The sequence below is a fragment of the Aquitalea sp. ASV11 genome (assembly GCF_016429185.1).
Lineage (GTDB): Bacteria > Pseudomonadota > Gammaproteobacteria > Burkholderiales > Chromobacteriaceae > Aquitalea > Aquitalea pelogenes.
Map to the genome: position 1 here is coordinate 1 of NZ_JAELUD010000042.1, position 23,630 is coordinate 23,630.

16 protein-coding genes and 1 pseudogene are annotated in these 23,630 nt (G+C 62.4%); 12 read left to right on the forward strand and 5 right to left on the reverse strand.

The annotated features are described in order from the left end of the window. The 3 genes from JHD62_RS13725 to JHD62_RS13735 form a co-directional block, all read right to left on the reverse strand. Positions 1–627: L-threonylcarbamoyladenylate synthase (locus JHD62_RS13725; protein WP_199103362.1), on the reverse strand; the 627-nt coding region annotated here is incomplete at its 3' end. Continuing rightward, positions 615–3,032, reverse strand: a complete 2,418-nt coding sequence (locus JHD62_RS13730) for a YbcC family protein (RefSeq protein WP_199103363.1) — start codon at positions 3,030–3,032, stop codon at positions 615–617. The genes JHD62_RS13730 and JHD62_RS13725, both read right to left, overlap by 13 nt. Then, positions 3,019–4,494 carry an NADH-quinone oxidoreductase subunit L gene (locus JHD62_RS13735; RefSeq protein WP_199103364.1) on the reverse strand — a complete coding sequence of 492 codons (1,476 nt, stop codon included), beginning with the start codon at positions 4,492–4,494 and terminating at the stop codon, positions 3,019–3,021. Before JHD62_RS13735 ends, JHD62_RS13730 begins: the two co-directional genes overlap by 14 nt. A 98-nt stretch (positions 4,495–4,592) precedes the next feature. Between JHD62_RS13735 and JHD62_RS13740 the strand changes: the two genes are divergently transcribed. Together JHD62_RS13740 and JHD62_RS13745 are read left to right on the forward strand one after the other, a co-directional pair. Next, complete coding sequence (locus JHD62_RS13740; protein WP_045847330.1) at positions 4,593–5,483, forward strand: LysR family transcriptional regulator; 891 nt, start codon at positions 4,593–4,595, stop codon at positions 5,481–5,483. A 155-nt stretch (positions 5,484–5,638) separates the two neighbouring features. Continuing rightward, positions 5,639–6,085 (forward strand): hypothetical protein, encoded by a 447-nt coding sequence (locus JHD62_RS13745; RefSeq protein WP_199103365.1) that lies wholly within the window; start codon positions 5,639–5,641, stop codon positions 6,083–6,085. Between the two features lie 23 nt (positions 6,086–6,108). Here the strand turns inward: JHD62_RS13745 and JHD62_RS13750 are convergent, their stop codons facing one another. Further along, positions 6,109–8,094: a sigma-54-dependent Fis family transcriptional regulator gene (locus JHD62_RS13750; protein ID WP_199103366.1), complete on the reverse strand. Its 1,986-nt coding sequence runs from the start codon at positions 8,092–8,094 to the stop codon at positions 6,109–6,111. A 406-nt stretch (positions 8,095–8,500) separates the two neighbouring features. On the opposite strand from JHD62_RS13750, the gene JHD62_RS13755 reads away from it, so the two are divergent. The 10 genes and pseudogenes from JHD62_RS13755 (at position 8,501) to cobA (ending at position 23,135) form a co-directional block, all read left to right on the forward strand. Beyond that, a complete protein-coding gene (locus JHD62_RS13755; protein WP_199103367.1) occupies positions 8,501–10,645 on the forward strand; it encodes a hydantoinase/oxoprolinase family protein in 2,145 nt (714 codons plus the stop codon). An 11-nt stretch (positions 10,646–10,656) separates the two neighbouring features. Further along, positions 10,657–12,981 (forward strand): hydantoinase B/oxoprolinase family protein, encoded by a 2,325-nt coding sequence (locus JHD62_RS13760; RefSeq protein ID WP_199103368.1) that lies wholly within the window; start codon positions 10,657–10,659, stop codon positions 12,979–12,981. 25 nt (positions 12,982–13,006) lie between these two features. Then, positions 13,007–13,513, forward strand: coding sequence for an acetone carboxylase subunit gamma (locus JHD62_RS13765; RefSeq protein WP_199103369.1), 507 nt, complete (start codon positions 13,007–13,009; stop codon positions 13,511–13,513). Between the two features lie 102 nt (positions 13,514–13,615). After that, complete coding sequence (locus JHD62_RS13770; RefSeq protein ID WP_199103370.1) at positions 13,616–14,206, forward strand: ANTAR domain-containing response regulator; 591 nt, start codon at positions 13,616–13,618, stop codon at positions 14,204–14,206. Positions 14,207–14,215: 9 nt separating this feature from the next. Continuing rightward, positions 14,216–15,319 carry a CmpA/NrtA family ABC transporter substrate-binding protein gene (locus JHD62_RS13775; protein WP_199103371.1) on the forward strand — a complete coding sequence of 368 codons (1,104 nt, stop codon included), beginning with the start codon at positions 14,216–14,218 and terminating at the stop codon, positions 15,317–15,319. A gap of 253 nt (positions 15,320–15,572) precedes the next feature. Then, the gene (locus JHD62_RS13780) at positions 15,573–16,775 is read left to right on the forward strand and encodes a NarK/NasA family nitrate transporter (RefSeq protein ID WP_199103372.1); all 1,203 of its coding nucleotides are present in this window, start codon (positions 15,573–15,575) and stop codon (positions 16,773–16,775) included. 24 nt (positions 16,776–16,799) lie between these two features. Beyond that, positions 16,800–19,181: pseudogene (gene nirB, locus JHD62_RS13785) on the forward strand (nitrite reductase large subunit NirB); the annotation flags it as partial. An 81-nt stretch (positions 19,182–19,262) separates the two neighbouring features. Then, positions 19,263–19,580, forward strand: coding sequence for a nitrite reductase small subunit NirD (gene nirD / locus JHD62_RS13790; protein ID WP_199103374.1), 318 nt, complete (start codon positions 19,263–19,265; stop codon positions 19,578–19,580). A gap of 68 nt (positions 19,581–19,648) precedes the next feature. Then, complete coding sequence (locus JHD62_RS13795; RefSeq protein ID WP_199103375.1) at positions 19,649–22,357, forward strand: nitrate reductase; 2,709 nt, start codon at positions 19,649–19,651, stop codon at positions 22,355–22,357. A 16-nt stretch (positions 22,358–22,373) separates the two neighbouring features. Then, positions 22,374–23,135, forward strand: a complete 762-nt coding sequence (gene cobA, locus JHD62_RS13800) for a uroporphyrinogen-III C-methyltransferase (RefSeq protein ID WP_199103376.1) — start codon at positions 22,374–22,376, stop codon at positions 23,133–23,135. 3 nt (positions 23,136–23,138) lie between these two features. Here the strand turns inward: cobA and JHD62_RS13805 are convergent, their stop codons facing one another. After that, the gene (locus JHD62_RS13805) at positions 23,139–23,621 is read right to left on the reverse strand and encodes an OsmC family protein (protein WP_199103377.1); all 483 of its coding nucleotides are present in this window, start codon (positions 23,619–23,621) and stop codon (positions 23,139–23,141) included. Between the last annotated feature and the right edge of the window lie 9 nt (positions 23,622–23,630).

The following is a 23,630-nucleotide window of genomic DNA, read 5'->3' on the forward strand; positions in this document are numbered from 1 at the left end:
GTGCTGGCCGGATAGCGGCAGAATGCTCGCCAGTTGCGCGGCGCTGATGCTGCCCGGTCGCAATATGCGTGCTGCCGGGCCGGACAGGTCGACAATGGTGGATTCCACGCCCACCCGGCAGGCACCGCCATCCAGTACGGCAGCAATGCGACCATCCAGCTGCCTTGCAACATGTTCGGCGCTGGTGGGACTGATATGCCCGAACGGGTTGGCCGACGGGGCCACCACCGCGTGGCCCAGCTCGTCCAGCACCGCCTGGAACAAGGGGTGGGCAGGCCAGCGCACCGCTACCGTGTCCTGACCGCCGGTGATCAAACGGGAAACAGAAGGCGCGGCAGGCAGCACCATGGTGAGCGGGCCGGGCCAGAAGGCGGCCGCCAGTTGCAGTGCCTGCGGCGGGATGGGATCAGCCCAGCGCGACAGCTGGCTGATGTCCGGAATGTGCACGATCAGCGGGTGGTCCGCCGGGCGGCCCTTGGCGGCAAATACCCTGGCCACCGCGGCCGGGTCTTCGGCATTGGCGGCCAGTCCGTACACGGTTTCGGTGGGCAGGGCCACCAGCTGGCCGTCTTGTAGCAGGCGGGCGGCGCGGCTGATGTCGTCGCGATGCGGGGTCAGGATTTCCATATCGTGTTTCCAGTGTCTGTGGCGGCATCCTGCGGCAGTGTGAATGGCTGCCAGTTGCCGTGTTGCCAAGATTCCATGCCCTTGTCGGCAAAGCGGTAAAGGTGCAGCCAGCCATTGGCCACCAGCGTGGCGACTTCCGGCTGCTGCTCCAGTGCCAGGGTAATCAGGCTGGCCGGTGCGTCGATGCAGGCGGCAAGGCGCAGCGGTGCATGCCGCCATTGCTGGCCATCGTGTACCGATTGCCAGGACAGGCCGATGCGCAAGTCACCGCTATTGCCTTCGAATACGCCGATGCGCCCGCCCACCACGTTGTGCAGCAGCTTGTTGCCGCTGCCGTAGCGTTTGGGGTCCACCACCGCAGCGAAGTACTGCATGTTGATCCAGTGCGCCACCACCAGCGGGCCGCCAAAGATGCCGGACAGCTGGCGGGCCTCCGGGTCTTGCCGCCAGTCGTATTCCTGCAGGAAGGCTCGCCCTTGCAAGTCAAGCGTGCGGGTGCGGCTGCGTGGTGCTGCGATGAAAAAGGCGTTATTGGCCAGCCCCCATTCCGGGCGGGTTTCCGCCCAGTGATGGCCTTTTTGCCGCAACAGGGCCAGCAGGGCGTTGCTGTCGATGTCAGGACGAATGCCATCCTGCCCCTTGCGCCGTTCCCGTGCGCGCTGACCGGCCTGTTCCAGCAAGCCTTGCAGGCTGGCGGCACGCTGTTGCAGTGCCGGGGACAGCTGGTCTGGCTGCAGTACTTCCAGTTCATCGCTATGGGTCAGGTGCAGCAGCGGCAGAAACATCGTTTCCTCCGGTATCACCATGCCTTGCGCCGCCAGTCCGGCGCGTACCTCCGGCCGCTGCAGCCAGTCACTCAGCAGCAGCACGTGCAAATGGCCGCCGTGGCCACCGCAGGCACCGCATTGCAGGGCCGAGGCTTGCGGGTTGTTGCTGCTGTGACTGGCATGGCCAATCAGCAACACGGTGCGCGGAAACGACTGGCCCAGCCCCATGGCAGGCAACAGGGTTTGCAGGATGGTGATGATGGCGTCGCTGCCCAGCTGACGACCGGCCGACACCATGGCCTGTTCCTTGTCGTTGAGCCAGGGGTCCAGCTCGGCCAGCGTGGCGCGGCGTTTGCCGGGGAAGGCCTTGCGCAGCAACTTGCCCACCTTGCCCAGCCCGGCGCTTTCCACCAGGGTGAAACTGGACAAGGGGGCGCGTTCAAACTGGCCCCATTCCTGCAGGCCCTTGTCCAGCGGCGGCATCACCGCTTCCCAGCTGGGGGCCAGCAGGCCCGGCAGGCGTGGCTGGCTGTGGTCCTCTCCGGCAAAGCGGATGGCCAGCGGCAGGCCGAAGAAACCGGCAAACCCGGCGGTACGGATGCCGGGTGCCGTTTGTTCCAGTGCCCGGCGCATCGGTTCGGAGCGCACGTCGATGCAGAACACGGCGTGGATGTCGGTACTTGCACTATCCGGCTGGGCCGGAGCGTGGGCCAGTTGCGCGAGCAAGCCGGCATGGGTGGCCAGTTCGGCGGCACGTTGCCAGATCAGGCCACGTGCTGATGCTGCTGCAACTGGCTGGCCATGCCAGGCCTGTTGCCAGTGCTGCCAGTGGCTGTCGGCATCGCGCTTGCCATCATCCAGCAGCCATTCCCAGCCCAACTGCATGGCCAGCAACTGTTGCAGCAGGCTGCTGCTGCCACCGGACAGCTCGGCTTGCCAGCCCTGGTAACGGCACCAGGCGGCCCAGCCGCTATTGCGTTGCAGCAGTACATAAAACCAGTCGGCCAGCCAGTCGGGCCGGGCCTGCAAGCGTGTTACCGCCTGGTCAAGCAAGCTGTGGTGATCTTCCGGCAATGTGGCGATGGCCTGTTGCATTGCCTGGCGCAGCGCCGGGTCCGGGCTGGGCACGGGCTGGATGCGCATTTCCGCCAGCCAGTTCTGGTAGAGCTGGCCGTGACGGTCCGGCTGCCATTCGGCCTGGTCGTGGTCGAACCATGCGGCACAGCACTGGCTGATCTGCTGGGTAATCACCTGTTGCCAGCTTTGCAAACCGGCATGTCCTGCCGGGTCCTGGCGCCACTTGCTCTGCAATAAACGGGCAGGCCGGCGGGCGGTCTCGCTGGCGGGTTGTGACAGCCAGTCGCTGGCAGCGCAGTGCAGGCCTGCTTCATGCAGTGCCACTTGCAGGTGGGGCAGGCCGATGCTGCCGTCGCGGAAAGCCTGTTGATAGTCAGATTCATCCAGATGCAGGCGGCTGTCCGCCAGTCGCTGCAAGCCGTCGTGGGCGCTGACAAATTGTTGCTGGCGCAAGCCCCAGTAAGGCGAGCTGGCCAGCAGGCTGTCCAGCGGCCAGCTGGGGGCAATCCGGCCTGCTGCGTTTGCAATGGCGTGCTGCAAGGGGGAATCAGGCATGGTCATGGGCGGTTGCTCCTTGCTGGCGTGGTTGGGAGAGGCGACCCAGGCGGTACAGCCGGGTGCGCATGCTGGTGCGTACCCACCATTCATCCAGATACAGGCCACCAAAGGCCAGCGCATACAGGCGGCGGGTGAGCGCGTGGTCCGGGTGGTGTTGCAGCCAGCCTTGCAGCAGGAACAGCGCCACAAACAAGGCCGCAACCAGCAGCTGGCAGCCAAGCGGCACACTGGCCTGATCGGCTTGCAGGGTGGCAAACAGGGTGTGCAGCAGCAGGTAGACCTGACACAGCAGCAAGGCCACTGCATAGCCGCGCAGGCTGCGTTGGCACAGCGGGGCCAGCCCCAGGCCAATCACCACAATCAGCAGCAGAGGTGGTTGCAGGGCATGGCCCAGTGCCAGCTGCCAGGCTTGCAGGCTGGCCAGCAGCAGCGCGATGCCGGCGATGCCGCTACCCGCATGCCACAGTTTGCCGTGCTGGCCGGGGGTTGCACTCTGGCGGATGGTGGCACGTACCTGGCTGCCAGAACTGAGAAAAGCATGTGCCTTGTAAATGGAATGGGTGACCAGGTGCAGCAGCGCCAGCGAATACTGACCCAAACCGCACTCCATCAGCATGAAACCCATTTGTGCGCAGGTGGACCACGCCAGCCGCAGCTTGATGCTGATGCGGGTTTGCATCACCCAGCAGGCAAGGCCTGCAGTCAGGCCGCCCCACAACACCAGCAGCCAGCTGGCCAGCGGCACCACGCTCCACAGTGCAGACAGCTTGATCAGCACCATGCCGCCCAGATTCACCACCCCGGCATGCAGCAGGGCAGACACCGGCGTGGGCGCTTCCATCACCTGGGTCAGCCAGCCATGAAACGGCAGCTGGGCGGTTTTCAGTACCACGCAGCCCACCAGCAATACTGCGCCAAGCTGGCGTGCCAGTTCAGCATTGGGGGACGTCAGTGGCTGGGCTACTACATCGAATGACATGGAACCCACCGCCCAGCTGATCAGCCCGGCGGCCAGCAGCAGGCACAGTTCGGCCAGCCGGCTGGCCACGGCTTCGCGCCGGGCGGCAATGCGTGCCTGCGGCCGCTGGGGGAAGAAGGTCAGCAGGCTTTGCAGTGCCGGGCTGGTCAGCAGCCAGCCGGCCAGCAGGGTCAGCCAGTCCTGGCTGGCCACCACCAGCGTGGCACCACACAGCAGCCAGCCCACGGCGCGCAAAAACCGCGCCTGGCCGGTTTCGCCGCTCAGGTAGCGGGCGGAAAAACGCAAGATCACCCAGGCCAGCAGCTGGATCAGCAACTGGAACAGCAAGGCAGCGTGCAGGCCTTGCCAGGCCATCAACATGGCTGCACACAGTGCGCCGCCCGCCGCACTGGACTGGGCCAGCCACCAGTGGTGCGACAGCTTGCCGTGCATCAGGGCGGGCAGCAGCCACAGCACGGCAAGCAGGGTGTGAAAGGATGGCAACATGGCGTCAAACCACTGGTTATTGAACACAGCGGCACTATGCCTGCCAATGCTTGTTCGGTAAAATACATTAATACGGACAAATCAATCTATTAAACAGAATGATTAATCGCCTTAACTATCATCATCTGTATTACTTCTGGCGCGTGGCGGCGGAAGGTCACCTTACCCGTACTGCGGAACGGCTGCATATTTCCCAGTCGGCGCTGTCGGCGCAAATCCGCCAGCTGGAAGAACAACTGGGCACGCCCTTGTTCCTGCGCGAAGGCAAGAAACTGCTGCTGACCGAAATGGGCGCGTCGGTACTGCGCTATGCCGAGGCTATTTTCGCGCTGGGCAACGAGCTGTTGGCCACCACCACCAGTCAGGATGCCGGGCAGGGCGGCCAACTGCGTATTGGCAGCGTGTCCACCCTGTCACGCAATTTTCTGGAAAGCTTTCTGCATCCGGTACTGGGGCGGCAGTCGGTCAAGCTGAACCTGGAAGCGGGCGGGCTGGAAGAATTGCTCAGCCGGCTGGCCGCGTTCGAACTGGACGTGGTGCTGAGCAACCGCCCGGTGATTGCCGACGACAAGCACCCATGGCGCTGCCGCACGCTGGCGCGGCAGGAGGTTTGCCTGATCGGCCCGCCGGGGCTGGTTGACGGGCCGTTTGACCTGGCGCAGATCCTGCGGCAGCAATGGCTGGTGGTGCCCAGTGCCAAAAGTGAAATCCGCGTGCGCTTCGACCTGCTGTGCGAAAAACTGGGTATCGAACCACGCATCCGTGCCGAAGTGGACGACATGGCCACTTTGCGCTTGCTGGCACGCGATGCCGGTGCCGTGGCGCTGATTCCGGCCATTGTGGTGAAGGATGAGCTGGGCAAGGGGATGCTGGAGAAATACGGCTCGGTGCAGGGGGTGGAAGAAACCTTCTATGCCATCACCGTGCGCCGCCGCTTTGAAGCACCACACCTCAAGGAGCTGTTCCAGCTGTTTGCCATGCCGGCCTGATGTCTGGCACGCGCAGCCAGTCATGGCGGTGTAATTTCCGGTAAATGATGTTATCGCCTGCCGGCATTGCCATTACATTGGCAACACTTCCGGCTGGCTATTGCAAGGCAATGGCCTGTCGGCTTGTTGTCGAATCCGCCGCTGCCCTTGCCATCATGCCTTCCGCCCGAATTGCGCTTTCCTTCCTGTCCCATGCCATTGCCGGCTTGTGCTGCTTGTTGTTGTCCTGCCTTGCATTGCAAGCCCAGGCAACGCCCTTGTACTGGCAATGCAGCGATCAGTGCGAACAGAACGCCAGCCTGGAAAACAAGCCGGTGAAACAGGAGAAGGGCGGCACCATCTCGCTGTGGTGGAGCCTGAATTTTGTTTTGGGCGGCAGTGCGGTGCACAGTGCGGAAATCCTCACCGAGCTGGACTGCAGCAGCGGTCAGGGACGTGACCGGGCCATCCTGTATTTTGCTGCCCCCAATCTGGCGGGAGGTGTGCAAAGTTTCAGCATCGACAATGCGTGGTATGTGTACACCACGCAGCGTTTTGGCGAGTTCCTGCACCATGCCTGCCAGCAGCATGCACCGGCCAGTGCGGCCAGCGGGGCGAGCTGAGGCTGCAGCGGCATAGCTGCCGTCTAGTCTTTGCGCACGGCTTTGCTGCTAGCGCGCATGCCAGCCAGTTTTGTGTACAGGGTGGAGCGCGAGATGCCCAGGCTGCGGGCTGCCCGGGACAGGTTGCCGTCCGACTGCGCGATGGCCCGCTCTATGGCCTGTCTTTCGATGGCGTCCAGCCGGTTTTCCTGCTGCGGGTTGATATCTGCTTGTTCGCCGTACCGCATGCGGCCTGTCAGCAGGTCGGGTGGGAGTTGCGCCATGTCTATGCATTCTCCGTCGCACAGTGCAAACAGCATTTCGTACACATTGCGCAATTCCCTGACATTACCGGGCCAGTCGTGCCGGGTCAGTGCCTCCATGACACCTTCTCCCAGTCGCTTTCCTGCGGTGCCATATTTGCGGGCAAATTGCGCGTCCAGATGCGCAATGATGTCGATGATGTCCTCCTTGCGCGAGCGCAGGGGCGGAATCAGCACGCTGCTGACGCACAGCCGGTGATAGAGGTCGCAGCGGAACCGGCCGCTGGCTACTTCGGCCTGCAGGTCTCGGTTGGTGGCGGCGACGAGGCGCAGCTTGATCTGCCGTTCATGTCGATCGCCCAGTCGCACCAGGCGGCCGTCTTCCAGTACCCGCAGCAAATGGGGCTGCACTTCCAGCGGCATTTCACCGATTTCATCCAGAAACAGTGTGCCGCCATCGGCCTGTTCTATCTTGCCCGGCATGCCGCCACGACGGGCTCCGGTAAAAGCGCCGTCGACATAGCCGAACAGTTCGCTGGCCAGCAAGTCGCGTGACAGTGCCCCGCAATTTAGCGCAACAAAGGGGGCTGTCGCCCGGCCGGAGCTTTGATGGATGGCGCGGGCAAACAGCTCTTTGCCCACCCCGGTTTCACCCAGCAGCAATACCGGCAGGTCCAGTGCCGCCAGACGCCGGGCCTGCTGCCGGGTGGCGTGCAGGCCAGGGCTGCTGCCGATGATGGCATCAAAGGCATCCGCTGGGGGCTGAGGGCTTGCACTGACAGCCGGTTTGACTGGCGTTCCGGCTTGCCGCAACGGAATGATCAGCAGGCTGCCCAGCTGTTGTCCCTTTTCCTGCAGTCCTTGTACCCAAGCTTGTTGCAGCCAGGCAGGTGCCTGTTGCTGACGCAGTTCGGCCGGGTCGCCCAGATTGCAGGCGGGCAGATACCAGTTGCCATCATGTAACAGGCTGACGCCGTGTTGCTGCTGTGCCTCGTGCAGCTTGCCGTTTTGTTTCAGCAGGCGGCCATGCCGGTCAAACAGCAGCAGGCAGTCATTGCGGTACTGATTGAAGGCCAGTGTGGAAAGCTCCAGCAGGCGGTGATTGAGGGTATGGGCTTGTTGCAGCAGTGTGCATTCGATCTGTCTGGCCGCCGCAATTGCCAGGCCCAATGAATGGCCGTGAAAGGTTTCCTTGCGTCCTGACAGGTCGATCACGCCCAGCAAGGCCTGGCTGTAGGGGTCGAAGATGGGTGCGGCGGCACAGGTCCATTGCTTGATATCCAGACAGTAATGCTCATTGGCATGAATCTGTACCGGCTGGCCGGTGGCAATGGCGGTTCCGATGGCATTGGTGCCAATGAGCGATTCGCTCCAGAAACCGCCGGGTGCCAGATTCACCTGCTCCCCTGCCTGCCTTGCGCGATGGGCACCATGTTGATCAAGAATCATGCCGTCTGCGTCGGCCAGCATGATCATCGAGCCGGATTCCTTGAGCACCCCCCGCAACAGGCCCATCACCGGGCGTGCCGCACCAAGCAGTGTTTCTGCCTGCTGGCAGCGTGCAGTCAGCAGCTGTTTGCTGTCGATGACCGGGGCAACTTGCAGTGTCGGGTTGACCTCGCTGGTGCGACAGCGCAGCCAGGACTGCCAGATGACCTGACGGATGGCATCGGTCGGGTTGCTTTCCTGGCAGATGAATGCTTCCCAGCAACTGGCAACCCGTTCATCGTTGACGGCACTCGGTATCAGCGGTTTTGAACGTGGCATGGAGATTTCACCTTCAGCATGAGTGGAATGAGGCGCGGCGGAAACAGCGTCAATCATCATGGAAATCGGGCAGGACCGGCCTGCACCCATCGGTCAGGCGGGCTGTCCGTATTCCGTACACTGTCCGCGTCCTTGTCCGTATTCAAGACATCCTGGCTGAGGTACGTTTTCCATCATGCCTTGTTTTTGTTTTTGCAAGTCATTGTAAACAAATGGAAAAGTGGGAAATCTGTTTTGGTTTCAGGGATGGCACGCATGTTGCCATTACCAGGCTGGGGACATTCCCCGTCACGTGGTGCCTGACATTGGTTTCTGGCCAAAAGATTTGTCGCAGCCAGGTTGGCTGCCACTTGATGTTGTCAGGGCAAGACCACGATGTCGAACCACTCAGTCTGGAGGAATCAATATGCAAAGGCGATCTGTCGTTCAGGTGATGGGCATTGATGCCGGCGGCACGATGACCGACACCTTTTTCGTCCGCGAAGATGGGCGTTTTGTTGTTGGCAAGGCACAAAGCAATCCTGCTGATGAGTCACATGCCATTTACCACTCATCGCGGGATGCGCTGGCACACTGGGGCCGGACGGTTGACGATGTGTATCCGGAGCTGGTGACCTGCGTGTACTCCGGCACCGCCATGCTCAACCGCATCCTGGCACGCAAGGGATTGCCGGTGGGGCTGATCTGCAACAAGGGCTTCGAGCAGATCCACTCCATGGGGCGAGCCTTGCAAAGCTATCTGGGCTATGCGCTGGAAGACCGCATTCATCTGAATACCCACCGTTACGACGAACCGCTGGTGCCGGTATCCCGCACCCGGGGTGTGACGGAGCGCACCGACGTGCAGGGAGAAATTGTCATCCCGCTGCGCGAGGATGAGGTTCGCCTGGCCACCCGCGAGCTGCTGGAAGCCGGTGCCCAGGCCATCGTCATTTGCCTGTTGCAGTCGCACAAGAATCCGCGCAGCGAACAACAGGCACGCGACATTGTGCTGGACGAACTACAGCAAGCTCATGCAGATATCCCGGTTTTTGCCTCGGTGGACTATTACCCGTCGCGCAAGGAAAGCCACCGCATGAATACCACTATTCTGGAGGCCTACGGGGCTGAGCCATCACGTCAGACGCTAAAGCAGGTGAGTGAGCTGTTCAGCAAATATGGCGCCCGCTTTGACCTGCGGGTAATGGCCACCCACGGCGGCACCATCAGCTGGAAGGCCAAGGAGCTGGCACGCACCATCGTGTCCGGCCCCATCGGCGGGGTGATTGGTGCCAGGCTGCTGGGCGAATACCTGGGTGATGACAATATCGCCTGTTCGGACATCGGCGGCACCAGCTTCGATGTCGCCCTGATCACCAAGGGCAACTTCGCCATCAAGTCCGACCCGGACATGGCCCGGCTGGTGTTGTCGCTGCCGCTGGTCGCCATGGATTCGGTCGGCGCAGGCGCCGGCAGCTTCGTGCGGCTGGACCCGTACAGCAAGGCCATCAAGCTGGGGCCGGACAGTGCGGGTTACCGGGTAGGTACCTGCTGGCCGGAAAGTGGGCTGGATACCGTATCGGTGTCGGACTGCCATGTGGTGCTGGGCTATCTGAATCCGGACAATTTCCTTGGCGGAGCCATCAAGCTGGATGTCGCCCGTGCCCGGAAGCATATCAAGGCGCAAATTGCCGACCCGCTGGGCCTGAGTGTGGAAGATGCCGCAGCAGGTGTCATCGAGCTGCTGGACCTCACCCTGTCCGAATACCTGCGTGCCAACATCAGTGCCAAGGGCTACAACCCGGCGGAATTCACCTGCTTCTCCTATGGCGGGGCCGGGCCGGTGCATACCTATGGTTATACCGGCGGCGTCGGTTTCAAGGACGTGGTGGTCCCGGCCTGGGCGGCTGGCTTCTCGGCCTTTGGCTGTGCCTGTGCCGACTTTGAATACCGCTATGACAAGTCGGTGGATCTGGGTGTGGCGCAGCATGCCAGCGCAGCCGAAAAGGTGGCAGCCTGCCAGACCTTGCAGGAGGCATGGTCCGATCTGGCGCTCAAGGTGATCGACGAATTCGTGCTCAATGGCTATCAGCCCGAGGATGTATTGCTGATACCCGGTTTCAAGATGCAATACATGGGGCAGCTGAATGATCTGGAAATCGTCTCGCCGGTCACCTGGGCCAGCACGGCCGAACACTGGGACCGGATGGTCGAGGCCTTCGAAACCACCTATGGGCGGGTTTATGCCACTGCCGCACGCTCGCCGGAGCTGGGCTTTTCCATTACCGCAGCCATCCTGCGCGGCACGGTAATCACCCAGAAACCTGCCTTGCCGGAAGACCCGGACGCCGGCCCGGTTCCCCCCGCAGCCGCCTGCCTGGGAACCCGCCCGTTTTACCGCCACAAAAAATGGTCTGAAGCCACGCTGTGGAGCATGGAGGGCCTGAAGGCCGGCAATCACATCATCGGGCCGGCCATCATCGAATCCGATGCCACCACCTTTGTGGTGCCCGACGGCTTTGCCACCCGGCTGGACAAGCACCGACTGTTTCATCTGAGCCAGCTGCAATAAGGAGATGCACCATGAACATGTTCAACCAGCGGGAATTCAAGACTGCCGACCTTTTGCACAACGGCCAGACCCTGAAACAGTATCGCGACGCCATCATCGAGCGTACCCGTGCCACCGGGCATTACAACGGGCTGACAGAGCTGGCGCTGCGCGATGGCGACCCTATCGGCTATGAAAAGCTGTTTTCCAAGCTGCGCGGCGGGCTGGTGCATGCCCGTGAAACCGCCAAGAAAATTGCCGCCAGCCCCATCGTCGAGCAAGAGGGCGAACTGTGCTTCACCCTCTACAACGCTGCCGGTGACTGCGTGTTGACTTCCACCGGCATCATCATTCATGTCGGCACCATGGGGGCTGCCATCAAGTACATGATTGAAAACGACTGGGAGAGCAATCCCGGCATCCATCCCGGTGATATGTTCACCACCAACGACTGTGCCATCGGCAATGTGCACCCCTGCGACATTGCCACCATCGTGCCCATTTTCTGGGAGGAAAGGCTGATAGGCTGGGTGGGTGGGGTTACTCATGTCATCGATACCGGCGCGGTAACGCCGGGCTCCATGTCCACCGGGCAAACCCAGCGTTTTGGTGATGGCTACATGATTACCTGCCGCAAGACCGGCATCAACGATGTACCGCTGCGTGACTGGCTGCACGAATCGCAGCGTTCGGTACGCACGCCCAAGTACTGGATCCTCGACGAAAAAACCCGCATCGCCGGCTGCCACATGATCCGCGATCTGGTGGAGGAAGTGATCCGGGCCGATGGCATCGAGGCGTATGAGAAATTTGCCTTCGAAGTCATAGAAGAAGGGCGTCGCGGACTGATGAGCCGGATCAAGGCCATGACCCTGCCAGGTGTCTACCGCAAAGTATCTTTCGTCGACGTACCGTACAAACACGAAGACGTGCAGGTATCCAATGCCTTTGCCAAGCTGGATTCCATCATGCATTCCCCGTGCGAGATGACCATCAGGCCGGACGGCAAATGGCGGTTGGACTTCGAAGGGGCCAGCCGCTGGGGCTGGCACACCTTCAATGCCCACCAGGTGGCGTTCACTTCCGGCATCTGGGTGATGATGTGCCAGACTCTGGTGCCCACCCAGCGCATCAATGATGGCGCTTACTACGCCACCGAATTCCGCCTGCCCAAGGGCACGTGGTGTAACCCGGATGACCGTCGTACCGGTCATGCCTACGCCTGGCATTTTCTGGTGTCCGGCTGGTCCGCCTTGTGGCGCGGGCTGAGTCAGGCCTATTTCAGCCGTGGCTACCTGGAAGAAGTCAATGCCGGCAATGCCAACACCTCCAACTGGCTGCAAGGCGGCGGCATCAATCAGGATGGTGAAATCCATGCGGTCAACAGTTTCGAGGCCAGCTCTTGCGGCACTGGCGCCAGTGCCATCAAGGACGGACTGAACCACGCCGCGGCCATCTGGAACCCGGAAGGCGACATGGGCGACATCGAAATCTGGGAAATGGCCGAGCCGCTGCTTTACCTGGGGCGCAATGTCAAAACCAACTCCGGTGGCTATGGCAAATACCGCGGTGGCTGCGGTTTTGAAACCTTGCGCATGGTGTGGAAGGCACAGGACTGGACCATGTTCTTCATGGGCAATGGCTACATGAACAGCGACTGGGGACTGATGGGCGGCTACCCCTCAGCGACCGGCTATCGCTTTGAAGCCCACAGTACCGGCCTGCAACAACGCATTGCCAGCGGCGAGTCCTTGCCCTTGGGCGGCGACACCGATCCATCGCAACCGGATTACGAGCGTCATCTGGCAGCGGGGGCCAGGGTCAAGCGCGACAAGCAGTGCATGAGCACCGAAGACTGTTACGACAACTACGACCTCTACCTCAACTACCTGCGCGGCGGACCGGGTTTTGGCGACCCGATAGACCGCGACCCCAAGGCGATAGAGGCCGACCTGAACCAGCAATTCCTGCTGCCGGAATACGCAGAACGCGTGTATGGCGCGGTGTTCAGCTGTGACAGCAAGGGCCGTTATGCCGTGGACGTGGCAAAAACCCGGCAGCGGCGCGCGCAAATGCGGCAGGAAAGGCTTGCCCGTGCGCAGCCCACCCGCGTCTGGATGCAGCAGGAACGCGAGCGGATTCTGGCCAGGCAGGCCTCGGTACAGGTGCAGCACATGTTTGCCACCAGTTTTGCCCTGTCGGACAAGTTCAGCCGCCAGTTCAAGGCCTTCTGGAGCTTGCCGGATGAATGGCAGCTGCTGGAGAGCGAGCTGGGCGTACCGTCTTATGGTGCCAAACACCGCATGGATTTGTCCTTGCTGCCCGATGTCACCACCGTAGTGCAGGTGGAAGAGTAAAACCCCATGCTGAAGGAGACAGCACATGTCGGCATATACCAATGAACAGATTTCCCATCTGGTGGATGGCACGCTGGACTGGGACACTACCTTTCGCATGTTGTCCATGCCCAAGGATCAGCAGCGCTTCGTGCAATACCTGGCCGCCTTGCAGGAAAAGGTGCGCTTCCCCGACCGCATCATCCTGCCACTGGGCCCGCATTTGTATATCGTGCAGTCCTGCCAGGACAAGCGTTGGGTGACGCAGTGCGATTGCGGCCATGTGTTTGGTGATTACCGCGAAAACTGGAAGCTCAATGCCATGATTCATGTGCGTGATAGCCCCGAAGCCATGGCTGAGGTGTACCCGCCGCTGATGGCACCGGACACGCAGTGGCAGGTGTATCGCGAGTATTACTGCCCGCAATGCGCCACCATGCATGATGTGGAAGCACCCACCCCCTGGTATCCGGTGATTCACGATTTCGAACCGGACATCGAAACCTTCTATCAGCAGTGGCTGCAAATACCGCTGCCAGAGCGGGCCAACTGAGTCCAAGGGCTAAGCGGTGCGGGGTGCTTGCAGTTCCTCGCACTGGCTGGCCTTGGGCACGAATATTGCATCCCTGGTGGTCATCACCCGATGATGGCTGCCATGACTGCTTCCACTCCATTACGACTATTACTGGTCAACGATACCGACCGCCCGATGGCCCAGCTGCATGCTGCGCTGACGGCGGCTGGCTATCTGGTGGTGGCAGAGGCGCAAGGCGCAGCGGAGCTGCTGCAACTGGTGGACAGCCAGTCTCCCGACATCATCATCATTGATACCGAATCCCCCTCCCGCGACACACTGGAACAACTGGCACTGATGGGCCATGCCGCGCCACGCCCGGTGGTGATGTTTGCCGAGCAAGGCGGCTTGCCCGCCATTCAGGCTGCGGTCAGTGCCGGTGTCACCGCCTATGTGGTGGATCAGGTGGCTGCCAGCCGCCTGGCACCGATCATCGACATGGCGCGGGTCAAGTTTGAAGAAGATGCCCGCCTTAAAAAACGTCTGCTGCAGATGGAAGAACAACTGGCAGAACGCAAGCTGATCGAACGCGCCAAGGGCATTCTGATGGAGCGCCGCCAGCTGTCCGAAGCCGACGCCTATGCGCTGCTGCGCAGCCAGGCCATGCAAAGCGGCTTGCGGCTGGCCGAACTGTCCCGCCAACTGATCAACTCCAGCAAGCTGCTGGGCTGAAAGACATTCATGACTGTTCCCGCATGCTTGCACACACTGAATCTGGGCTTTGTCGCACTGACAGATTGCGCACCGCTGGTGGTGGCACAGCGTCTGGGGCTGGACCGTGAAATGGGTCTGCAATTCTGCCTGCATCGCCAGCCGTCCTGGTCGGCGGTGCGCGACAAGCTGATCAGCGGCCAGCTGGATGCCGCGCATGCGCTGTACGGACTGGTGTATGGCATGCAGCTGGGTCTGGGTAATCCGCCCTGCGACATGGCCATCCTGATGACGCTGAACCAGAACGGGCAGGGCATCAGCCTGGCTCCTGCATTGGCCGATGCCTATTGCCAGGGTGCCAGCCTGATGGAAATCAGCCGGCAACTGGGCCGCCCGCTGGCACTGGCGCATACCTTTCCCACCGGCACTCACGCCATGTGGCTGTATTACTGGCTGGCCGCCCAGGGTGTGCATCCCTTGCGCGATGCCCGTTGCGTGGTGATTCCACCGGCACAAATGAGCGATGCCATGCAGGCCGGTGTGCTGGACGGATTTTGCGCCGGTCAGCCCTGGCATGCACTGGCACAGCAGCGCGGCGTAGCCCGCCTGGTGACCGACAGTGCAGTCATCTGGCCGAATCACCCGGAAAAGGTGCTGGCTTGCCGACGCGAACTGGCACAGCAGCAGCCGGATGTGGCCGGGCGTCTGGTACAGGCGCTGCTGCTGGCCTGCCACTGGCTGGATCAGCCGGAAAACCACGCACTGGCTGCCGGCTGGCTGGCCGCGGAAGACTGCCTGGCCATGCCGGCGGAGCTGATCCTGCAACACTGGACCGCTGCAGATGCCGGTCTGCTGCATTTTTGTGATGAAGGCCGCGTCAATTACCCTTATCCGTCGGATGCCTTGTGGTTTTTGCAGCAATACCGGCGCTGGGGCATGTGGCAGGGCAATGACGCGGCCGCCGTGGTGGCCAGCGTCAACCAGACCGCCTTGTATGAGCAGGCAGCCCGAGCCTGCGGCTTGTCATTGCCAGCGGTACATGACCGTCACAGCGTGCTGATGGACGGCAGCCACTGGCCAGATTATTCCGGCAGTGCGCCCAGTGTCGGTGCGCTGTCGCAATACACGCACTGATGCGGTGCAATATCCGGGCAGAACCGGCATGAATACTCCCGCAAACAGCATTTTCCGGCTGGCACGCAAATTGCAATAAGTGCGGTGTAGCAGCGCAACGGCGTGCTGACTGCACCATACATCACGGCAGTGGCCAACGGCGGCCACTACCGATACGGACAACGGCGTCCTCTCCTGACTTCACAGTCAGGGAGGGCGCCGTTTTTGTTTTGGCCATTTGGCGGGAAGCACGCTTCCCCGACAGGAGTACTACATGGACCGCACTTTCTGGCAAGCCGGACACAAGCCGACCCTGTTTTCAGCCTTTCTGTATTTCGACCTCAGTTTCATGGTGTGGTATCTGCTGGGCCCCTTGCAGGTGCCCATTGCCAGCGCACTGCATCTGTCCACCCAGCAGCGCGGCCTGATGGTGGCCACGCCGATTCTGGCGGGGGCCATCCTGCGCCTGCTGATGGGCGTGCTGGTGGACCGTATCGGCGCGCGCGGGGCCGGCATCATCGGCCAGCTGGTGGTGATTGCCGCCTTGCTGGCTGCCTGGCAGGTCGGCATTGCCAGTCTGGGTGGTGCGCTGCTGCTTGGCTTGTTCCTGGGCGTGGCAGGGGCCTCGTTTGCGGTGTCGCTGCCGCTGGCCTCGCGCTGGTATCCGCCGCAGCATCAGGGCACGGCCATGGGCATTGCCGGGGCGGGTAACTCCGGCACTGTGCTGGCAGCGCTGTTTGCCCCGGCGCTGGCACTGGCTTTTGGCTGGCAGAACGTGTTCGGCCTGGCCTGCATTCCGCTCATTGCCGCGCTGCTCATTTTCACCTGTTGTGCCAAGGACGCACCGAATGCGCCGCCAGCCAAGAAGCTGGCTGACTATCTGGCCGTGCTGAAAGAAAAGGACGCCTGGTGGTTCATGTTTTTCTATTCCATGACCTTTGGCGGCTTCTCCGGCTTTGCCAGCGCGCTGCCGGGCTACTTTCACGACCAGTTTGCCTTTGATGCCAAAACGGCAGGGCTATACACCGCCGCCTGTGTGTTTGCCGGTTCGGTGATGCGGCCGCTGGGCGGCATGCTGGCCGACCGTCTGGGCGGCACCCGTTCCTTGCTCGCGGTGTATCTGTGCTGTGCGCTGCTGATTGGCGCGGCCGGTTTCAATGTGGGTGGCCCATCGGTGGCACTGCTGCTGTTCATCCTGGCCATGCTGTGCCTGGGTGCCGGTAACGGTGCGGTGTTCCAGCTGGTGCCGCAACGCTTTGGCAAGGAAATCGGCGTGATGACCGGCCTGGTAGGCATGGCGGGCGGGGTTGGTGGTTTTGCGCTGGCCGCCAGCCTGGGAGCCATCAAGCAGGCTAGCGGTGGTTATTCCGCAGGTTTGTGGCTGTTTGCCTGCCTGTGCTGCCTGGCCTGGCTGAGCCTGGCTGGGGTGAAACAACGCTGGCGCAGTGGCTGGACCGTTGCCGCGGCACGGGTATAAGAAGCAAAGGAGAGCAGGATGAACATGGCAGAACTGCAGGGCAAGGCCCGGCAAAAGCTGGTGGTGGTGGGTAATGGCATGGCCGGTATCCGCACGGTGGAAGAGTTGCTGGGCCTGGCACCGGATTTGTACGACATCACCGTGTTCGGTGCCGAGCCGCACCCCAACTACAACCGCATCCTGCTGTCGCCGGTATTGGCCGGGGAGCAGGACTTCAAGGACATCATTCTCAACAGTGTTGAATGGTACGCCGAGCACGGCATCACCCTCTACATGGGCAAGAATGTGGCCACCATCGACCGGGTACGGCGCAAAGTCATCGCCGAAGACGGTACCGAAGCGGCTTACGACCGCCTGCTGCTGGCCACCGGCTCCACGCCCTTCATCTTGCCGGTACCGGGCAAGGATCTGGATGGCGTCATCAGCTACCGTGACATCCGCGATACCGAGCTGATGATGGACGCCGCCAAGACCAAGCGCCAGGCGGTGGTGATTGGCGGTGGCCTGCTGGGGCTGGAGGCCGCCAACGGACTGAAGCTGCGCGGCATGGAGGTCACCGTGGTGCATCTGGGTGACTGGCTGCTGGACCGCCAGTTGGATGATGTAGCCGGAGACTTGCTGCGGCGGGCGCTGGAAGAGCGCGGCATCGGCTTTTTGCTGGGCAAGCAGACTGCCGCCATTCTGGATGACGGCCAGGGCGGTGTTGCCGGGGTGCGTTTTAGCGATGGCGAAGAGATAAACGCCCAACTGGTGGTGATGGCGGTAGGCATTCGCCCCAATACCGCGCTGGCCGAATCCTGTGGCCTGCACTGCGAACGCGGCATCGTGGTGAGCGATGCACTGCAAACCTACGACCCGCGCGTCTATGCAGTGGGCGAGTGCGTCAGTCATCGTGGTGTGGCCTATGGTCTGGTAGCCCCCTTGTTCGAGCAGGCCAAGGTGTGCGCCAACCATCTGGCCCAGCTGGGTATTGGTCGCTATCAGGGCTCAGTGCTGTCCACCAAGCTGAAAGTCACCGGGATTGATTTGTTCTCGGCTGGTGACTTCATGGGCGGCGAGGGCATGGAAGACATCGTGCTGTCCGACCCGGCAGGCGGCGTGTACAAAAAGCTGGTGATCAAGGACGACAAGCTGGCCGGGGTCTGCCTGTATGGCGATACCGCCGATGGTGCCTGGTACTTCAAGCTGCTACGCGAGGGCCGCTCGGTGGCCGAATTGCGCGACACGCTGATGTTTGGCGAATCCACCATCGGGGACTCCGGCGTGCAGGGCCAAAGCAAGGCCGCCTGCATGCAGGACAGCGACGAAGTGTGCGGCTGCAACGGCGTGTGCAAGGGCACTATCGTCAAAACCATCAAGGACAAGGGCCTGTTTACCCTGGACGAGGTGAAAAAGCACACCAAGGCGGCCAGCTCCTGCGGTTCCTGCTCCGGCCTGGTGGAGCAGATATTGATGAGTGTGGTGGGCACGGATTTTCAGGAAACGCCCAAAACCAAGGCCGTGTGCGGCTGTACCGAGCGCAGCCATGGCGAAGTGCGCAAGGCCATTCGCGAGCAACATCTGCTGACCCATGCCGAGGTGTTCCATTTTCTGGAATGGCGCACCCCCAATGGCTGTGCCACCTGCCGCCCGGCCATCAACTACTACCTGTTGTCCAGCTGGCCGCACGAGGCGGTGGACGACCCGCAAAGCCGCTTCGTCAACGAACGGGTGCACGCCAATATCCAGAAGGACGGCACCTTTTCGGTGATTCCGCAGATGAAAGGCGGCGTCACCACCGCCAGCGAGCTGCGCCGCATTGCCGACGTGGCCGACAAATACCAGGTGCCGATGGTGAAGGTTACCGGCGGTCAGCGCATCGACCTGCTGGGGGTGAAAAAGGAAGACCTGGTCAATGTCTGGCAGGACCTGGGCATGCAGTCCGGCCATGCCTACGGCAAATCCATCCGCACGGTGAAAACCTGCGTCGGCAGCGAGTTCTGCCGCTTTGGCACCCAGAACAGCACCCAGATGGGCATTGATCTGGAAACCATGCTGGCCAATATGTGGTCGCCGCACAAGGTGAAGCTGGCGGTGTCCGGCTGCCCGCGCAACTGTGCCGAAGCAGGCATCAAGGACGTGGGGGTGATTGCGGTGGATTCCGGCTGGGAGCTGTATGTAGGCGGCAACGGCGGCATCAAGACCGAAGTGGCGCAGTTCCTGTGCAAAGTAAAAACCGCCGAGGAAGTAAAAGAATACAGCGGCGCCTTTTTGCAGCTTTACCGCGAGGAAGCCTACTACCTGGACCGTACCGTGCACTTCATCGCCCGTGTCGGACTGGATGTCATCAAGGCCAGGGTAGTGGCCGATGCCGCCAGCCGCCAGGCCTTGTATCAGCGCTTGCTGTTCTCGCTGCAAGGCTTGCCAGACCCATGGGCGGCACGCATTGCCGGTACGCAGAAAAACGAATTCATTCCGATCAAGCTGGAAGCCTGAGGAGCGCACGTCATGACAGACAGCCAACACTGGGTACTGATTTGCGCCCTGACTGACATTCCGCTGCAAGGCAGCCGGGTGGTGGAACGCGCCAGTGGCAATGTGGCGGTGTTCCGCACCCATGATGACAAGGTGTTTGCCCTGCTGGACCGCTGCCCGCACAAAGGCGGGCCGCTCAGCCAGGGCATTGTGCATGGCGAGTCTGTTACTTGCCCGCTGCACAGCTGGAATATCGACCTGGCCAGCGGCGCAGCACGCGCGCCGGACGAAGGCTGTGCCCGCCATTTTCCGGTGAAGCTGGAACAGGGCATGGTGCTGCTGGGCTTGTGAACAAGGCCTATTGCAAAGGATTGCAACGGGTTGCAACGGGACCTTGTCATCAGAAAAGGATGGGCAAAATGGGCAGGACTGAAACCCGCTCCACCTGCTGCTATTGCGGCACAGGCTGTGGCGTGCTGATTGCCAGCGAAGACGGACGCATTACCGGTGTACGGGGCGACCCGGAGCACCCGGCCAATTTTGGCCGGCTGTGCAGCAAGGGGCTGAGTCTGGCGGCCAGCGCCGCCAGCGACAGTGGCCGTGCGCTGTACCCGGAAATGCGGCTCACCCGCAACGCGCCGCGCCAGCGCGTTGACTGGGACGCTGCGCTGGACAGCGTGGCGGAAAGCTTTGCCCGCATCATCCGCCAGCACGGGCCGGACGCGGTGGCATTTTACGTCTCCGGCCAGTTGCTGACCGAGGACTACTATCTGTTCAACAAGCTGGCCAAGGGCGTGGTGGGCACCAACAATATCGACACCAACTCCCGCCTGTGCATGTCCAGCGCTGTTACCGCTTACAAGAAAGCCTTTGGTGCCGATGGCCCGCCCAGCTGTTATGCCGATCTGGAACAGGCCGACTGCGTGCTGTTTGCCGGCAGCAATCTGGCCTACGCCCACCCGGTGCTGCTGCGACGGCTGGAGGACGCCCGCGCGGCAAGGCCGAACACGCGCTGGATTGTGATTGACCCGCGCCGTACCGACACCGCCGCCATGGCCGACCTGCATTTGCAGATTCAGCCCGGCACCGATGTGGCGCTGTTCAATGGCATGCTGCATCACCTGATCTGGGAAGGGCTGGTGGCGACGGATTACATCAGCGCCCATACCGAAGGCTTTGCCGAACTCAAGCAGATGGTGCGCAACACCACGCCCAAAATGGCGGCGGAAATCTGCGGCATCCGCGAAGAAGACCTGATCCAGGCCGCCGAGTGGTTTGGCCACAGCCCGGCCAGCCTGTCGCTGTACTGCATGGGGCTGAACCAGTCCAGCCACGGTACTGACAAGAACCTGGCGCTGATCAACTTGCATCTGGCAACGGGGCAGATCGGCAAGCCCGGTGCCGGGCCGTTCTCGCTCACCGGCCAGCCCAATGCCATGGGCGGGCGCGAAGTGGGTGGCATGGCCACCATGCTGGCGGCGCACCGTGATATCGACAATGCCGCGCACCGTGCCGAAGTGGCCGCCCACTGGGGCGTGCCGACCGAGCGGCTGTCGGCCACGCCCGGCCTGCCCGCCATTGCCATGTTCGACGCCTTGCAGCAGGGGCGCATCAAGGCCATCTGGATTGCCTGCAGCAACCCGGCGCATTCGCTGCCCAATCTGCCGCAGGTGCGCGCCGCACTGGCGCAGGCCGAGCTGGTGGTGGTGCAGGATGCCTTTGCCCATACCGACACCACTGCGTTGGCCGACATCCTGCTGCCTGCCGCGACCTGGGGTGAAAAAGAGGGCACGGTCACCAATTCCGAACGCCGCATCAGCCGGGTACGCGCCGCCGTGCCGCCACCGGGCGAGGCGCAAAGCGATGGCTGGATTGTCAGCCAGATTGCCCGCCGCCTGGAAGCACTGCTGTATCCCGGCGCGGCCAGCCTGTTTGCTGATACTGAAGTCGCCAGCGTATTCGACGAACACCGCGCGCTCACCGCCGGGCGGGATCTGGACATCAGCGGGCTGGATTATGCCTTGCTGGACAGCGCCGGGCCGCAGCAATGGCCGCTGCCTGCTGGCGCGGTACAGGGCCAGGCGCGGCGTTATGTCGATGGCGTGTTTGCCACTGCCAATGGCCGCGCCCGTTTTCATGCCGTGCGCTACCAGCCACCGGCAGAGAATGTATCGGCGCATTACCCCTTCCGCCTGCTGACGGGCCGCTTGCGTGACCAGTGGCATGGCATGAGCCGCACCGGCCGTCTGCCACAGCTGTTTGCCCATCGCCCGGAACCGGCACTGGAGATGCACCCGGACGATGCCGAACGGCGTGGCCTGCAAGCGGGCGACTTGGTGCGCATCAGCAGCAAGCGTGGCCAGCTGGTATTGCCGCTTGCCATCAGCCGCGAACTGCCCGGCGGCACGGTATTTGCGGCCATGCACTGGAATGGCCAGTTTCTCAATAGTGGCGGCATCAATGAAACCAGCCAGCCGCAGGTGGATGGCCAGTCCTTCCAGCCGGAACTCAAGCATGCCGCCGTCAAGGTGGAAAAAATCAGCCTGCCCTGGCGGGTAACGGCGGCGCTGCGTTGTGACGACCTGCCCGCCATGCAGGCGCGGCTGGCACCGCTTCTTTGCCAATGCAGCTATGCCGCCATTGCGCTGCATAACCCGGATGTCTTGCTGTTGCGCGCCGCGCACGAACAGGCGCTGGATGGCTGGCTGCAGCAACTGCTGGATGTGCTGGGCCTGCAGCCCGGTCCTGATGTGCTGGAATACCGCGACGACCGCCGTGGCGTGGTCAAGCGCGTGGCCTGGGCCGATGGCCATCTGGCGGCCTTTGTGTTTGCCAGCAGCAATGTCACAGACGGCCCGGCAGCGGACAGCCTGTTGCAGCAACTGCAAGCCGGTGAGGCATGGCAGGGATCACGGCTGACTGTGTTTGCCCCGGCCGGACAGCGCGCCGTGGTGCGCGAAAAAATGGTCTGCCAGTGCCGGCAGGTAGGCGAAAACACCATCCGCCAGTGTCTGGAGCGGGGGGATAGTGTGGAACAACTCAAGGGCACACTGGGCTGCGGCAGCGTCTGCGGTTCCTGTGTGCCGGAAATCAAACGCATGGCCGCCACTATGGCGCAGCCTGCCTGAGCACAGGAGTAACAGCATGAAACGCGAAACCGGCAAGGTAGTGCTGCTGGGGGCAGGCCCCGGCGATCTGGAACTGCTCACCCTCAAGGCGGTGCGCCAGTTGCAGGGGGCAGAAGTACTGCTGCTGGACGAGCTGGTCAACCCGGACATCGTCAGTCTGGCTCCGCAGGCGCAGGTGGTGCGGGTGGGCAAGCGCGGTGGTTGCAAGTCCACGCCGCAGGATTTCATCCAGCGCCTGATGCGCCGTTATGCCTTGCAGGGCAGGCGGGTGGTGCGGGTGAAGGGCGGTGAGGTACTGCTGTTTGGCCGCGCCGGTGAGGAAATCCGCTACCTGCAACAACACGGTATCGCGGTGGAAGTGGTGAACGGCATCAGCGCGGCACTGGCGGCAGCCGCCAGCCTGAGCGTGTCGCTCACCCATCGTCAGCATTGCCGTGGCGTGACGCTGGTGACTGCCCACGCACAGGACCACAGCGAGCCGGACTGGCAGGCGCTGGCTGCCACCGGCACCACGCTGGCCATCTACATGGGCATGAGCCGCATTGCCAGCCTGAATCAGGCGCTGCTGCAACACCTTCCAGCCAGCACCCCGGTGGCAGTGGTGCAGTGGGCCAGCACCCCGCAGGAGCAGCGCCTGCTGAGCACCCTGGCAACGCTGGAAGCCGACGCCTTGGCCGCAGGCATGGGCAGCCCGGCCATCATTCTGGTGGGCGAGGCCATGGCCGAAGCCAGCCTGCCCGCCATGGCGCAGCCCGCAGCAGCGCAAAGCTGCGCCTGATTCTCACACCTGCGTCTCGTCCAGCCCCACCGGCTGACACAGCACGGTGGATGTCACGGAATTGGCGATAAAACAGTTGGCATGCGCTTGATGATGCAGCTGGGCATGCTGGGCCGCGCTGGGCGGGTTGGCACTGCCAAATTGCACCTCCGGCCGCAGCGTGACGCGGGTGATGGCCAATTGCCCGGCGGTATTCTTGCCCATCTCGCCACTGGCCCGGTCCAGATAGCGCTCCACGGTGAAACCGGCGCGGGCGGCAAGGTCCAGAAACCACAGCATATGGCAGCTGGACAACGCCGCCACGAAGGCTTCTTCCGGGTCCACCGCGCTGGCGTCCGACATTGGCAGCGGCACCACGGCGGGGGAGGACGAACCCGCGACTTCCGCACCACCATCAAAACGCAGCACATGCTTGCGGCTGTAGCGGCGGTCCAGAAAGTCCTGCCCCTTACGTTGCCATTCCACTTCCACGCCAAATTGCGCCATTGCGTTTTC